The 15,816-nt window shown below is 30.5% G+C and carries 12 protein-coding genes; 11 read left to right on the top strand and 1 reads right to left on the bottom strand.

Annotated features, from left to right (window positions below):
* Nucleotides 1–21 precede the first annotated feature (21 nt).
* The 4 genes from HMPREF9629_RS06760 to HMPREF9629_RS06745 are packed head-to-tail and all read left to right on the top strand — an operon-like array spanning nucleotide 22 to nucleotide 4,836.
* Entirely contained in the window at nucleotides 22–1,098 is a 1,077-nt protein-coding gene (locus tag HMPREF9629_RS06760; RefSeq protein ID WP_009525631.1) for a hypothetical protein, read from the top strand.
* Nucleotides 1,095–2,042, top strand: coding sequence for a hypothetical protein (locus HMPREF9629_RS06755; RefSeq protein ID WP_009525630.1), 948 nt, complete (start codon nucleotides 1,095–1,097; stop codon nucleotides 2,040–2,042). Before HMPREF9629_RS06760 ends, HMPREF9629_RS06755 begins: the two co-directional genes overlap by 4 nt.
* Nucleotides 2,042–3,442, top strand: a complete 1,401-nt coding sequence (locus HMPREF9629_RS06750; RefSeq protein ID WP_009525629.1) for a B12-binding domain-containing radical SAM protein — start codon at nucleotides 2,042–2,044, stop codon at nucleotides 3,440–3,442. Before HMPREF9629_RS06755 ends, HMPREF9629_RS06750 begins: the two co-directional genes overlap by 1 nt.
* A complete protein-coding gene (locus HMPREF9629_RS06745; protein ID WP_009525628.1) occupies nucleotides 3,439–4,836 on the top strand; it encodes a B12-binding domain-containing radical SAM protein in 1,398 nt (465 codons plus the stop codon). Before HMPREF9629_RS06750 ends, HMPREF9629_RS06745 begins: the two co-directional genes overlap by 4 nt.
* Nucleotides 4,837–4,964: 128 nt before the next feature.
* Here HMPREF9629_RS06745 and htpG read toward each other — a convergent pair whose 3' ends face one another.
* Nucleotides 4,965–6,848, bottom strand: a complete 1,884-nt coding sequence (htpG, locus tag HMPREF9629_RS06740) for a molecular chaperone HtpG (protein WP_009525627.1) — start codon at nucleotides 6,846–6,848, stop codon at nucleotides 4,965–4,967.
* Nucleotides 6,849–7,235: 387 nt separating this feature from the next.
* Here htpG and cbiE point away from each other — a divergent pair, with 387 nt between their 5' ends.
* The 7 genes from cbiE (at nucleotide 7,236) to miaA (ending at nucleotide 15,770) form a co-directional block, all read left to right on the top strand.
* Nucleotides 7,236–7,847 (top strand): precorrin-6y C5,15-methyltransferase (decarboxylating) subunit CbiE, encoded by a 612-nt coding sequence (cbiE, locus tag HMPREF9629_RS06735; protein ID WP_009525626.1) that lies wholly within the window; start codon nucleotides 7,236–7,238, stop codon nucleotides 7,845–7,847.
* Between the two features lie 277 nt (nucleotides 7,848–8,124).
* Nucleotides 8,125–9,159, top strand: a complete 1,035-nt coding sequence (hrcA, locus tag HMPREF9629_RS06730) for a heat-inducible transcriptional repressor HrcA (protein WP_009525625.1) — start codon at nucleotides 8,125–8,127, stop codon at nucleotides 9,157–9,159.
* A 76-nt stretch (nucleotides 9,160–9,235) separates the two neighbouring features.
* Nucleotides 9,236–9,793, top strand: coding sequence for a nucleotide exchange factor GrpE (gene grpE, locus HMPREF9629_RS06725; protein WP_009525624.1), 558 nt, complete (start codon nucleotides 9,236–9,238; stop codon nucleotides 9,791–9,793).
* Nucleotides 9,794–9,870: 77 nt separating this feature from the next.
* The gene (dnaK, locus tag HMPREF9629_RS06720; RefSeq protein ID WP_009525623.1) at nucleotides 9,871–11,718 is read left to right on the top strand and encodes a molecular chaperone DnaK; all 1,848 of its coding nucleotides are present in this window, start codon (nucleotides 9,871–9,873) and stop codon (nucleotides 11,716–11,718) included.
* Between the two features lie 213 nt (nucleotides 11,719–11,931).
* Nucleotides 11,932–13,092 carry a molecular chaperone DnaJ gene (gene dnaJ / locus HMPREF9629_RS06715; protein WP_009525622.1) on the top strand — a complete coding sequence of 387 codons (1,161 nt, stop codon included), beginning with the start codon at nucleotides 11,932–11,934 and terminating at the stop codon, nucleotides 13,090–13,092.
* Nucleotides 13,093–13,458: 366 nt separating this feature from the next.
* Nucleotides 13,459–14,790 carry a magnesium transporter gene (gene mgtE / locus HMPREF9629_RS06710; protein ID WP_009525621.1) on the top strand — a complete coding sequence of 444 codons (1,332 nt, stop codon included), beginning with the start codon at nucleotides 13,459–13,461 and terminating at the stop codon, nucleotides 14,788–14,790.
* A gap of 65 nt (nucleotides 14,791–14,855) precedes the next feature.
* Nucleotides 14,856–15,770, top strand: coding sequence for a tRNA (adenosine(37)-N6)-dimethylallyltransferase MiaA (gene miaA, locus HMPREF9629_RS06705; RefSeq protein ID WP_009525620.1), 915 nt, complete (start codon nucleotides 14,856–14,858; stop codon nucleotides 15,768–15,770).
* Nucleotides 15,771–15,816: the final 46 nt, after the last annotated feature.

Here is a 15,816-nt window from a genome sequence, read left to right as displayed (position 1 = left end):
TAAAAATAGAAAAGAGAAACTATGTATATAGTAAATGCTAAAAAGAAAGACTATAAGAAATTTATAGATTTTCAGAAAGATATTTATAAATATGATGAACAATTTAGGGATTTACAGTCTGTTTCACTACCTAATATATTGGAGCAAAAAGCACAGATTACAAAAGGTAGCTATATAGAACCATATTTAGTGTATTCTGATGAGTTTAAAATCGAAGCGACATTTATTTTAGCAGTAATTGATAGAATGCCTGATACCATGCAAATAGCATTTCTTGATTTTGTAGATAAAGAAGAAGTTTTTGGAGAAATTTATAAATTTGCTAAGCAAAAAGCTAAGGAAATGTCGACTTCCAAGATTTTGATTGGATTAAACCTACATGTAAATTATGGACTTGGTCTATTAGCAGATTCGTTTGGAAGTATTCCAAGCTTTGGAAGTGCATATAACAAAGAATACTATATAAAGCATATTGAAAAATATATGAAACCTACTGATATATTGTATAGCTATAAAATAAAAATTTCAGAGATAGATGTAAACTTATCAGATAGATTAAGAAAATATATATCAAAGAATTTTATCATAAGACAAGCAGATTTTAAAAACATTAAAGAAACAGCAGCCATATACACACAAATAAATAACAGAGCTTTTGTAAATCACAAATATTATTATACAGCAAGAGAAGAAGAGGATATAGAGTTGCTCTCTTCATTTAGATATCTAATAAAAGAAGAAAATCTGCTATTCGTTTACTATAATGAAAAACCTGTGGGCTTTATGTTGTGGTATCCTGATTTTAATCAGCTTTTGGGTATCGGTAAAAGACTTGGAATATTTTCAGTATTGAAATATAAACTGGGCTTAAAGAAAATAGATACTGTAAAAATAACAGAATTTGGAGTATTGCCGGAATATAAAAATAGTGGGGCTGTAATAGCTTTACTTGATTATTTTTATAAGCTTAGAGGAAATGATTATGTATATTTGGAGTCTGGTTGGATAATGAAAAGTAATAAAGCCTCTACGGCAATTACAAGTAGATTTATGAAAAATAAGTATAAAACTTTTAAGGTTTATGAGGAATTACTATGAATAGCAGCTTTACGGTTTATAACAGTGCAAAAAAACTTCCGTATATATGGGATAAGATAGCAGGAGATAATATATTTATAAAAAGGGATTTTCTGATATTTTTAGAAGAGGTGAATTACTGTAAGCAAGATTATCATATTAATGAAGAAGAAAATATTATTATGGTAACTTATAGGCTTAAACTTAATTTATTTACTTTCAGTAGTAAGTTAAAGCTTGAGTTTAATATAAGAGTATTAGGTATTCCTTTGTCAATAGCTTGTGCTGGTTTTGTATGTAGAGATAATAACCTTGAGTCTCTTTCTTTATATTTAAAGAGTTTTCGTTTGATGTTAATACTTAATACAGACGGAAAACTTCCATTACCAAAAGCTTATACTTTGGGAACCTATACTATGGAGCTCAAAGGAGACTTTGAATTATTTTTTACAAGCTTAAGAAGTAGGCATAGAAGAAGATTAAAACGGGCAATTGACAAGTCAAATGATTTGAACATTACAAAACTGTCAAAGCAAAATTTTCAAAAAGAGCATTATAGTTTATATGAACAAGTATATGAGCGTTCAGAGGGAAGGCTTGAAAAATTGAACATGGAATATTTTCAAAAAATGAATGCCGAAATTTATGAAGTTCGTGGAACTAATAATGAATTAGTAGCTTTTTTCCAAATAAAGCAGATTGAAAAAGAATTGATATTTTTATTTTGCGGAATAGATAAAGCAAGTAACAGAAAGTATGATACCTATTTGAATATGCTTTTATACATAGTAAAACTGGCTTATAGAAAGCAATGTTTAAGGCTTCATCTGGGACAAACTACAGGATATAGTAAATCCAGGCTCGGAGCAAAAAAGGATATAAGATATATGCATTTGACAAGCAGTTTCATACCAAGTGCTGTGTGTAAAATGCTTTTAGATATGCTGGGGTATAAGGAGGACTAATGAGAATATTGCTTGTAAGACCATGGGTGAATAAAAAGATAACTACAGTAAAAAATTTTCTTTTCGGAGAGCCACTTGGAGTTGAATGTGTAGCTACAATCTTAAAGGAGCAGGGGCATAAGGTGGTATTAGCTGATTTTATGGCAGAACCTAAAGGAAACTTGATGCACTATATGAAAAGGATTAAACCTCAGGTAATAGGAATAACTTCTCAATGTACTGATGTGGAAAATGTCTTAAAAATTGCTGAGATGGCAAAAAGATATGATAAGGATATAAAGGTTATAGTCGGGGGAGTACAGGCTATGGTATATCCGAATTCTTTTTTTAATTCTTATGTTGATCATGTATTTAAGTCAACAACAAGAGAAAATTACAAAGAATTAATGGAACTTATAGTCTCCGGAGAGAAACAGGAAAAAGAAATAGTTGGGATATTTTCTAAAGAACTCAGCTTTAAAAATTCGGTTGAAGGTTGTTATAATGAATATATAAAACCAGATAGAGATTGTAGCAAGCGCTATAGGCATTTGTATAGATATGTTGGATTTCAGCCTTGTGCTATAATTCAGACATCGTTCGGTTGCAGAAACAGATGCAGATTCTGTGTGCGTTGGAAATTGGAAGGACCTATACTAAGAGAGGTGGAGCTGGAAAAAATAATTGAGCAGTTGGAAGAGCTTGAAGAACCTTATATAATGATTTGCGATAATGATTTTTTGATAAATAGAAAAAGGCTTGAGAACTTTTGCAATCTTTTGGAAAAAAGAAAAATTAAAAAGAAGTACATATGCTATGGCTCCGTAAATTCAATACTTGAAAAAGAAGATTTATTTAAAAGACTTGCAAGAAATGGATTAATTGCCGTAATAGTAGGATATGAAAGCTTTGATAACAAGCAGCTTAAAGAGTATAATAAGGCGGCCAATACAGATGAGAATTTGAGAGCAACAAGAGTACTTCAAAAAAATAAAATTGCATGTTGGGGTTCATTTATCTTACATCCGGATTGGGATAAAGGAGATTTTAGAAAGCTTTTGCAGTATAAAAAACTTTTAAAACCAGAACTTGTCAGCTTTTCTCCACTTAATCCTCATCCGCTTACCCCTCTTTTTGAAGAATACAGAGACAGGCTTTTGTATGATGAAACTGATTATGAAAAGTGGAATTTTGGAGATGTACTTATTATGCCGTCTAAAATGAGTCTTAACGCATATTATTTAGAAGTGCTTAAATTTACATTTGCGGTAAATATGAACTTACATTCTGTGTTTTATACTCTCAGAGCTTTTCCTATCAGTAATACACTTAAGATGACATTTGGATTTAATACATTGATAAGTGTGTATATAAAGAACTTTTTTAAAGCTATTTTGATTAATAAAAGGAGAAGGGCATGAAAATTTTACTTGTAAGACCCGGTGCCCCAAATGTATTAAGCTTTACAAATATTTTGGATTCTGAACCTTTGGAACTTGAATATTTGCATACAGGATTAAAAGATGCAGGATATGATGATATGATCTATGATTATATTTGTCAAAAAAAACCTTTTAGGCAGGTATTAAAAGGATATGAGCCTGATATAGTGGCTATAACAGGTTATATAACACAGGAAAATATGATGAAGAAGTTTTGTCGGCAGGTAAAAAAATATAACTCACAGATAGCTACCATAGTCGGCGGTGTTCATGCACAGATTAATACCAAAGTTTTTTATACGGATTCTATAGACTATATAGCAAGGAGCGAGTCTGTGGATGCATTTGTTGAGATAGTTACTTATATAGGAATTGAAAAGGGAATTCTTGATAAAGCAGATATTATAAATACAAACTTGATTAAAAATCTTAGTGATATAAACGGACTTTGTTATAAAACATGTACAGGAGAGTGGAAAAATAATCCCATGATACCTATTGATATAAATGGTCTGCCGATACCGGACAGAAGTTTTTTTTATGAAAACAGAAAACATTTCAGGTATTTGGATCTTATTGAAACTGCTAATATAAAGACATCTTTAAGTTGTCCGTATGATTGCAAGTTTTGTTATTGCACTTTACTTAATCATGGAAAATATCGAGAAAGGGACTTAAATCTGGTTATAGAAGAGTTAAAAGGTATAGAGGTTCAGAATATAACCATATCTGATGATGATTTTTTGGTAAATGAAAAAAGATTAAGGGATTTTGTAAGACTTGTAAGAGAAAATAATATAAAAAAGACATATGTGTGTTATGGAAGAGCAGATTTTATTGCAAGTCATCCGGATATCATAAAAGAACTTGCAGATATAGGATTTAAGTATTTTCTTGTAGGTTTGGAAGCCATAAATGATGATGAACTTAATGATTACAATAAAGGAACAAAAGAAGAACATAATGCTAAGGCGATAGAGGTAATAAATGCTACATCAGCGCAGTGTATAGGTTTGATGATAATAGGGCTTTCTGCCACAAAAAAAGATTTTGATGACCTTTACAATTGGATAGTAAGACATGAACTTATACATGTAACTATTTCCATATTCACTCCTATACCAGGAACGCAATTGTACGAAGAATATAAGGATAAATTGATTACCAATAAAGTAGAGCATTGGGATTTTTTGCATTTGGTGGTGGAGCCGGATAATATAAGCAAGCATAAGTTTTATTTGTATTACAGAAAATTGATTTTGAAGCTTTACAAAAGGGCAAGAAAAGCAGGTATGTATGAATATCTGGATTTGGAATATTATAAGAAAATGATGTCTAAATTTTTATTGAGAAAGGCATATATGGATTGGTAAATACTGCATTGGATACTTTATAAGGATTGTAAAACAAGTATTATAAAAATACCGCCGGTTTAACTGGTGGTTTATTTTAGTTAAATCTACAAAATTAAACCCCCATTTTAAATGGGGGTTAGATAGTTTTATCCGAATAGTAAATCTGATATATTATTTGCAAATTTTATCGGATCTTGAACTTGTAAACCTTCTATTAAAAGTGCCTGATTGTATAATACTTCTGTAAGTTTTGTAAATTTATCTTTGTCTTGTTCATAGTATTTTTTCAAATTGTCGAATGATTTATTTTCAGGATTTATTTCTAACACTTTTTCTGCTTTTACATGTGTGTCTGTAGGCATTGCATTGAGTGTTTTTTCCATCTCAACGCTGACAGAACCTTTTGCAGATATGCAGACTGGATAGCTTTTTAGTCTGTTTGATATTACGACATCACTTATATTTGATTTTAGGATTTCTTTCATTTCATCCAACATAGATTTTGACTCTTTTGCTTTTTCTTCATTTTTTTCTTTTTCTGTGTTATCGATATTGATATCTGAGCTTGATACAGATTTGAATTCTTTTTCTTTATAAGTTCTAAGCACTTGTATTGCAAATTCGTCTACTTCATCAGTGAAATATAATATTTCAAACCCTTTATCCAATAAAAATTCTGTTTGAGGCATTTTTTCGATTTTTTCTACGCTTTCTCCGGTTGCGTAATATATTTCTTTTTGGTCATCTTTCATTCTTGAAACATATTCTTCAAGTGTTGTATATTTTTCTTTGTCTAAGGATGATTTAAACATAATTAAATCCTGTAATTCGTCTTTGTTCATTCCCCAGTTGTCATATATGCCGAATTTTAGGCTTCTTGAAAAAGTATCATAGAATTTGTCATAATCTTCTCTTTTATTTTTAAGCATATTTGAAAGTTCATTTTTGATTTTTTCGTTAAGTCTTTTTGCGATTAATTTGAGTTGTCTGTCATGTTGCAATGTTTCTCTTGATATATTAAGCGATAAATCTTCTGAATCAACCATACCTACTACAAATCCGAAGTAGTCGGGTAATAATTCACTACATTTATCCATTATAAGAACACCGTTTGAGTAAAGTTCCAAGCCTTTTTTGAATTCTTTGCTGTAATAGTTGAACGGTAACATTGACGGTATATACATTATGCTTGTGTAACGGATAACTCCGTCTGCGGATGTGTGTATATATTTAAGCGGTTTGTCAAAACCGTAGTGTTTTTCATTATAGAAGTTGATATAATCTTCTTCTTTAAGCTCATTTTTATTTTTTCTCCAGATAGGCACCATTGAGTTTAAAGTTTCTATTTCTATATAATCTTCATAGCTGTCTTTGTCATCTTCTTTTGGTCTTGATTTTGTAACTTCCATTTTAATCGGATATCTTATAAAATCTGAATATTTTTTTACAAGTGAGCGTAGTTTATATTCTTCCAGATATTCATCGTATTTTTCTTCATCTGTGTTGTCTTTCAGATAGATAGTTATTATTGTACCGTTTGATGATTTTTCGCTTTCTGATATTTCATATCCGTCTATTCCTTCGCTCTCCCATAGATAGGCTTTATCATCATCTATTGATTTTGACAATACTTTTACTTTTTTTGCAACCATAAAAGCTGAGTAAAATCCTACACCGAATTGACCTATTATATCAAAACCGTCTTTTATTTCATTGTCTTTTTTAAATTGTAAAGAACCGCTTTTTGCTATTATACCGAGATTATCTTCCATATCGGATTTGTTCATACCTATACCTGTATCTTCAACAGTTATTGTTCTGTTTGCTTTATCTACAGATATTTGTATATAATAATCTTCTTTGTTGAAGTTTTTATTTTCATCAGCCAAAGTTTTGTAATATACTTTGTCTATTGCATCGCTTGCGTTTGAAATCAATTCTCTTAAAAATATATCTCTATTAGTATAGATAGAATTTATCATAAGGTCCAATAATCTTTTGGATTCTGCTTTAAATTCCTGTTTTGCCATAAAAAACCTCCATTTATATTCATAAAAATTAAAATTTTACATATATTAGCACTCTTTAGTAATGAGTGCTAATATAAATTTATCACATTTTTTATATTTGTCAATATATAATTACAAATTATATAAAGTTTTTTTGTATTTTTATATAATATTAAGCTATCTATTTTACACCAATATCAGTATATAAAAAAGTATGTATATTGACCTCAAATATATTAGTATATATAATAATTAATATTTATTTAATTTTTTATACTAAAATCTGATTAGACGACCATATTTGTTAATTTTATAATCTATATTTTTTTGAAATTTACATGGTGATTTAAATAGGATTTAGTATTAGATTTGGTATATTATATTTTTTAGCATATCGGAGAAATGAGTATGATAAATATAGTAGGTATAGGACTTGGAGATAGAGAAAATATAACTTTAAAAGCTATTGATACGATAAAAAACTCTACGCTTATAATAGGTGCAAAAAGACAGATACAAGCAGTGAATTACTTGAATAAAAATGCCAAGTATATTGAGTATGTAAAACTTGAGGATATTATCAAAAATATTAAATATAATATAGATAAGGATATGTGTGTATTAGCGTCAGGTGAGCCGAATTTGTACGGGATAAGCAACTATATTATAGAAAATATGAAACCATATGAAGATATAAATATAATATCAGGCATAAGCAGCGTTGCATATTTGTTTGCCAAGATGAAGATAAATATGAATGATGTGTATATAACATCATTTCACGGCAGACAGATGAATGAAGAGATGATATTGATGTCGAAAAAAACTGCTTTTTTCACAGACAGCAAGACATCTGTTTATGATATAGCACAGATTTATTTGAAAAATAATAAAAATCCTAAGTTTATAATAGGAGAAAATCTGTCATATAATAACGAAAAGATAACTATAAAATATGCAAATGAGATAACAAAACAGGAAATATACAAAATGTATATACTTATTTCAATTTTAAACTAATGCTTTTATATAAAATTAATTTTTTAGTTTATTATAGTTTTTTTGTTTTCAAATATTTTTAAACTGAAAAAATAAAGCACCTTTCTATGTGCATAAAAATAAATTAAAAAAATTTTTAAACCTATTGACAAACAGAATTAAAAGTAGTAGTATAGTAAATGTAGTTAGCACTCTATTAATAAGAGTGCTAACAAAAAATAGTAAAAATATTTGAATATCAAGAAAAAGTTTAGATTTTTAAAATTTATGTTTGAATGTTTAGGAATAAGGGATAATTATGAACAGCAAATTAAGTGAAAGGAAACTGAAAATACTTCAATTTATAGTTGAAGAATATATAAATACTGCAGAACCTGTCGGTTCGAGGACAATTTCTAAAAACAAAGAGCTTTCGATAAGTGCTGCTACAATAAGAAATGAAATGTCAGATCTTGAAGAGATGGGATTTTTGTTGCAACCTCACGTTTCATCAGGTAGAGTGCCGTCACCGCTTGCTTATTCCTTATATGTTGATGAACTCATGAAAGGTGGTTCGCTTGATATAAGAGAGCGTGAACTCATTAAAACAGCACTTGATTCAAATATAAATCAAATACAGTCATTATTGGATGAAACGGTAAATCTGTTAAGCAGTCTTACTAATTATACTTCTATAGCAATTATGAAGAACGATGAGGATAAAAAAGAAAAGATAAGCCATTTTGAGCTTGTCAAACTTAACGAGCATCAAATAATTATGATAATTGTAATGGAAGATGGAAGAGTAAACAGCAAAAATATTTATATAGACAGATTTATAGAGTCTGATAAATTACAAATAATATCACAAACTATAAAAGAAGAGATAATTGGAAAAGACATAAAATCACTGGGAGATAAATTTGTAAATTATGTGAAATCAGAAATAATGCAATATGATGAGTTGCTTGATAATATGCTTGAAACTATAAACAGCAATTTATCTCAAGATGTGCCGTTCAGTATAATGCTCAAGGGTACAAAAAATATATTCAACTATCCTGAGTTCAATGATATAGATACGGTAAAATCATTTTTGACGTTGTTCGACAACAAAGATGAACTCGTAGAGCTTGTACAAAATCAAGGTGTGAAAAAAGATAATATAAACATTATAATAGGAGATAAGTCTATGGGAGACTTGCTTGACAACTGTTCCATTATTACTGCAAATTTTGAGTTAAAAGGCAATAATATTGGAAAATTCGGAATAATAGGACCAAAGAGAATGGATTATGGAAAGGCATATTCACTGATGAAATATATCACTAAATATATAAGTGAGGTATTTTGACTATAAAATAAAAAATAGATTAAGCAAACTTTAAGTGTAGTATTGTATAATTATTAGATGCTTGAAAGGAGAAAAAATGCCGGAAGATTTTAAAACGGAAGATACTATCAAAACAGAGATTGAAAATCAAGAAACATCTGACAATAAAGATGAACAATTAGAGGAAGATACAATAGTTAATGAAATAGATGACAATCTTGAAAAGATAAAACAACTTGAAAAGCAAGTTGATGAGATGAAAGACTTAGCACAAAGAACTCAAGCTGAATTTATGAACTATAAGAGAAGAGTTACAAAAGAGAAACAGGATTTGACAACATTTGCAAATGAAAAAATAGTAACCGAATTACTTGCAGTGCTTGATAATTTTCAAAGAGCCTTAGATAGTGAAAAAGAAAATACAACAGGTTTCTATCAAGGTGTGGATATGATAAAAAAGCAACTTGAAGATGTGCTCAATAAAAACGGTTTGGAAGAAATTGAATGCTTAAATGAACCGTTCGACCCTAATTATCATCATGCAGTAATGCAGGTAGAAGGAGATGAACCCGACAAAGTATTAGAGATATTGCAAAAAGGATATAAATTAAAAGAAAAAGTGATAAGACCGGCTATGGTAAAAGTATCAAAATAAATAAAAATTATTTTAAAAAATACTTGATTTAATTATAAATTTAAATATAACATTTACAAAATCGGAGGTAAATAATTATGGCAAAAACAATAGGAATAGATTTAGGTACAACAAACTCTTGCGTAGCAGTAATGGAAGGTGGAGAAGCAGTCGTAATAGCCAATACAGAAGGAATGAGAACAACACCTTCAGTAGTGGCATTTTCAAAAGATGGAGAAAGAATAGTAGGAGAACCTGCAAAAAGACAAGCAGTTACAAATCCTGACAGAACAATATCATCAATTAAAAGAGAAATGGGTAGAGACTATAAAGTAACAATAGACGATAAAAATTACTCACCACAAGAAATATCAGCAATCATATTACAAAAATTAAAAGCGGATGCGGAAAGTTATTTGGGAGAAAAGGTAACAGAAGCTGTAATAACAGTACCGGCATATTTTACAGATGCACAAAGACAGGCAACTAAAGATGCAGGTAAAATAGCAGGATTAGATGTAAAAAGAATAATAAACGAGCCTACAGCGGCAGCTCTTGCATACGGAGTTGACAAAGACGGAGTAGAAGAAAAAATATTGGTATTCGACCTTGGTGGAGGAACATTTGACGTAAGTATTCTTGAAATAGCAGACGGAACATTTGAAGTTCTTGCAACAAGCGGTAATAATAAATTGGGTGGAGATGACTTCGACAACGTTTTAGTTGATTATATAGCTAACGAATTTATTAAAACAGACGGAGTTGATTTGAGAAAAGATAAGATGTCAGCTCAAAGATTGAAAGACGCTGCTGAAAAAGCTAAAAAAGAATTATCATCAACACTTACAACAAATATCAATCTTCCTTTTATAACAGCAACAGCAGAAGGTCCAAAACACCTTAATATGGATATAACAAGAGCAAAATTCAACGAACTTACAGCACATCTTGTAGAGCAAACAATGGAGCCTACAAGAAAAGCACTTCAAGATTCAGGACTTTCAGTGAATGACTTGGCTAAAATATTATTGGTAGGCGGTTCTACAAGAATACCTGCAGTTCAAGAGGCAATCAAAAAATTCACAGGAAAAGATCCTTCAAAAGGAATAAATCCTGACGAATGTGTTGCACTTGGAGCAGCTATACAAGCCGGAGTACTTGCAGGAGATGTAAAAGATGTATTACTTCTTGACGTAACACCGTTATCACTTGGTATAGAAACATTAGGTGGAGTATTTACGAAGATAATCGAAAGAAATACAACAATACCTACAAAGAAATCACAAGTTTTCTCAACTGCAGAAGACAATCAAACAGCCGTTGACATTCATGTATTACAAGGTGAAAGAGAATTTGCAGACGCAAACGTGACATTAGGAAGATTCAGATTGGATGAAATACCTCCTGCAAGACGTGGTCTTCCACAAATAGAAGTAACATTTGATATAGACTCAAACGGTATAGTACACGTTACAGCAAAAGACTTGGGAACAGGAAAAGAAAATAAAATAACAATAACATCATCTACTAATCTTTCAGAAGATGAAATCAATAAAAAAGTACAAGAAGCAAAAATGCACGAAGAAGAAGATAAGAAGAGAAAAGAAAGAGTGGAAGCTGTAAATCACGCTGAAAATACTATATATCAAATGGAAAAATCATTAAAAGATTTGGGTGATAAAGTTACAGAGGGAGAAAAAACAGCAGTAGAAGGTGCAATAGAAGATGTTAAAAAAGTGAAAGATGATGTAAACTCAACAGCAGAGCAAATAAGAGCAGAAATAGAAAAACTAATGAAAGCATTCGAGCCTATATCTCAAAAATTATATGAACAAGCTCAACAAGCACAAGCAGGAAATGAACAGCAAGGAGCACCGGAACAACCGAAAGAAGATGACGGAGTAGTTGATGCCGACTTCACAGAAGTAAAAGATGACGAAAAATAATATAAGTTAAAACAATAGTTAGGTGTATTTGCATATCAATATATTGCTATTGCATCTAACTTTGTTTTGTGTAACGAGCAGTTTACTTTTAATAATAAAATTCAATAGAAATATATAAAAAATAGTTCTTTAGTAAATTTAATAAAATATGACATTATTATTATATTGTAAATTACTATAAAATAGGTTGAATAAGGTGGTGAGAGAAGAAATATGGCAGGAAAAAAAGATTTTTATGAATTGCTTGGTGTGAATAAGGATGCAACAGATCAAGAAATAAAAAAAGCGTATAGAAAATTGGCAATGAAGTATCATCCTGATAAAAATCAAGGAGATAAAGACGCAGAAGAAAAATTCAAAGAGATAAATGAGGCGTACGAAGTCCTCTCAGATAAAGAAAAAAGAGCAAATTATGACAGATTTGGACCTGATGCCTATAACTCTGCCGGCGGATTTGGAGGTGGAGGTTTTTCAAGTGCAAGTTTCGATTTTGACGATATATTTGATATGTTTTCCGGTTTCGGCGGTGGAGGCGGATTTGGAGGCTTCTCATCAAGAAGTAGCAGAAATACTGCAAAAATGCCTCGAAAAGGTCAAGATGTGCGAATAAAATTATCAATAACATTTGAAGAAGCCGCATTCGGAATAAAAAAAGAAGTAGAAATTCCTATAGAAGACAGTTGTCAGTTCTGTAAAGGAACAGGTGCAAAAAACGGAACAAGCAAAGAGAAATGTAAGACTTGTAACGGAGAAGGTGTAATTACAAAAACAGTCAGAACACCACTCGGCTCTATGATGAATCAAAGCGTATGTACAGATTGTAACGGAACAGGTGAAAGAATAATCGAAAAATGCGACCATTGTAGTGGTACAGGAAGAATTAAGGGCAAGAAAAAAATATCCATAGAAATACCAGGAGGAATAGACGATCAAAACATCTTAAGAGTATCCGGTCAAGGTCAAGCAGGATATAACGGCGGTCCGAGAGGGGATTTACAAGTAGTTGTTACAGTTAAACCACATCAAATATTTAAAAGAGACGGTTATGATGTGAGATTGGATATGCCTATAACATTTGTACAGGCGGCACTCGGTGATGAAGTGGAAGTGCCTACTTTGGACGGTAAGGTCAAATATAAAATACCGGAAGGAACTCAAAGCGGTACAACATTCAGACTGAAAGGCAAGGGTATAAATGTGCTTCATTCAAAATCAAGAGGAGATCAGCTTATAACAGTTATAGTAGAAGTTCCTAAATCATTGTCTGAAAAACAAAAAGAGGCACTTAGAGAATATGCGAAAATCACAGGCAATGAGGTGAATGAACAAAGCAAGAATTTTTTAGACAAGTTAAGAGATTTCTTTAAAGATTGATAAAATATTTAGAGTATTTATTTAGAGTGTGTTTGAAAAGTAAAATATTGAAAAAATAACAAAATTATAGTAGAATAAAATCTGTGATTAAAAACTACTTTATTTTTGTAGAAATTTTCTTTATTTTAATTTTTATACACACTCTATTTTTTTATAAAACTATGATATTATACTAATCTGATAGATAATTTATATTGAAGTGTAAATAAATATTTTTAATGGCAGGTGATATATTATGCCTGATGGGCATGTTATTGAAAAGATTTATAGGAGTTTACAAAAAAATACTTAGCGATTATGTTTGAAAGCGAATAGAGTTGTTATCCTCTTTTAGACATTTTGCTATTTGTATGAAAGGGGATTTCAATGCAATTTATTGTAGATTTGGTAAAAGAAGGCAGAGTCGTACAAGCCAGAAATGAGCTTTTAAATTACAATGTTGTTGATATAGCGGAGTTTTTTGACGAACTTGAAAAAATGGATTTAATGTTGTTGTTTAGAATTCTTCCTAAAAATCTTGCGGCAGAAGTATTTTCGTATATGAATATAGAAGGGCAGCAATACATAGTAGAGAGTATGAGCGATGAGGAAGTAGGAGCAATGCTGTCAAAATTGTATTTGGATGATACTGTTGATTTCATAGAAGAGTTGCCTGCAAATGTAGTAAAAAAGGTGCTTAAAAATACATCTCCGGACAGACGACAATTGATAAATCATTTGCTTTCTTATCCTGAATTTTCTGCCGGAAGTATTATGACCACAGAATTTGTGGATTTGAAAAAAGAACTTACCGTAAAACAGGCGATAGAGCGTATAAGAAAAATAGGTTTTGATCGTGAAACCATAAACACTATGTATGTTATTGACGATAACAGAATATTGGAAGGAATTATAGAAATAAGACAGTTGTTATTGACAAAAGAAGATGTGATTTTAGATAAGATTATGGATACAAATTATGTTTTTGTCAAAACAACAGATGACAGAGAAGAGGTTGCTGCACTTTTTAAAAAGTATGGATATCTGTCTATGCCGGTAGTTGATAAAGAACATAGACTTGTAGGGATTATTACAGTAGACGATATATTGGATGTAATTGAAGAAGAAAATGAAGAGGACTTTGCAAAGATGAACGCCTTAAGTCCATCTAATGAAGAATATTTGGAAACAGGAGTAGTTGAATTAGCTAAAAAGAGAATTTATTGGTTGTTGTTTTTGATGGTTTCAGCAACTTTTACAGGTATAATAATAAATAAATATGAAAATGTCTTAAGTTCTGTTGTTGTTTTAGCATCATTTATTCCAATGCTAATGGATACAGGAGGAAATGCCGGCTCACAATCCTCTACGCTAATTATTCGTGGACTTGCACTTGGTGAGTTGCAATTAAATGATATAGGAAAAATAATTTGGAAAGAGTTTCGTATAAGTTTATTGGTAGGTTTCATTTTAGCTGCTTTAAACTTTGTAAGACTATATTTTTTTCAACACACACCGCTTAATATATCTGTAACTGTATGTGGAAGTATACTGATGATTGTGGTTTTGGCAAAAATTATCGGCGGAACGTTACCTGTTTTAGCAAAAAAAATGAAGCTTGACCCTGCTATTATGGCAGGACCACTTATTACTACAATAGTTGATATATTTGCGCTTATGGTTTATTTCAAAATAGCCTCTGTTTTAGTTTTAAAATAGATTATTATATTTGCATTTTTAAATATTTTTAAAGAGTATGATATACATTATGAAGTGAGTTTGATATGAATAAGATTATAATAATTTGTGGACCTACAGCAGTTGGAAAAACAGCAACATCAATAAAACTTGCCCAAAAACTTAATACGGAAATAATATCTGCGGATTCAATGCAGATATATAAATCTATGGATATAGGGACTGCCAAAGTCACATCAGATGAAATGTCAGGTATAAAACATCATATGATAGATATAGCCAAACCAAATGAAAATTTTAGTGTTAGTGATTTCTATAATAGGAGTTCAAAGATAATAGACAGGTTATTTTCCGAGAAAAAAATACCTATAATAGCAGGTGGAACAGGGCTGTATATAAATTCGCTAATATATAAAATGGATTTTAACAAAACTTCATTTGATGAAAATATAAGGGATAAATATTGGAAAATGTATTATGAGTACGGCTCTGATTATTTATATGAGCTACTTTTAAATAAAGATAAAAATATGGCACAAAGTATAGAAAAAAACAATGTAAAACGGGTTATAAGAGCACTGGAAATATTTGAAAATAACGATGCTATGAGAGTGTTTTCAAAAGTTGATGAGTTTCAAGACTACAAAACTTATATGTACGTATTGAAATTGGATAGAAGCATATTGTACGAAAGAATAAACAAACGTGTAGATATGATGATTGAAAATGGCTTAATAGAAGAAGTAAAAACTTTGTTGAAAAATGGAACAGATAGTGATGCTCAATCTATGAAGGCAATAGGGTATAGGCAGATAATATCATATCTTCAAGGAGAAATAGATGAAAATACGGCAATAGAGCTTATAAAAAGAGATAGCAGACGCTATGCAAAAAGACAGTATACTTGGTTTAGGAGATATGATTTTGCAAAATGGATAGATGTTGAGCTAAAAAACATAGATGAGATAGCAGAATATATAATGGATGACATAAAAAAATAACACTACTACTATAGTAGTTATTTATTTATTATTATTATTATTATTA

The sequence above is a fragment of the Peptoanaerobacter stomatis genome, from assembly GCF_000238115.1.
Lineage (GTDB): Bacteria > Bacillota > Clostridia > Peptostreptococcales > Filifactoraceae > Peptoanaerobacter > Peptoanaerobacter stomatis.
Note: the sequence above shows the minus strand (reverse complement) of the source record. Positions and strands in the feature narration are given on the sequence as shown.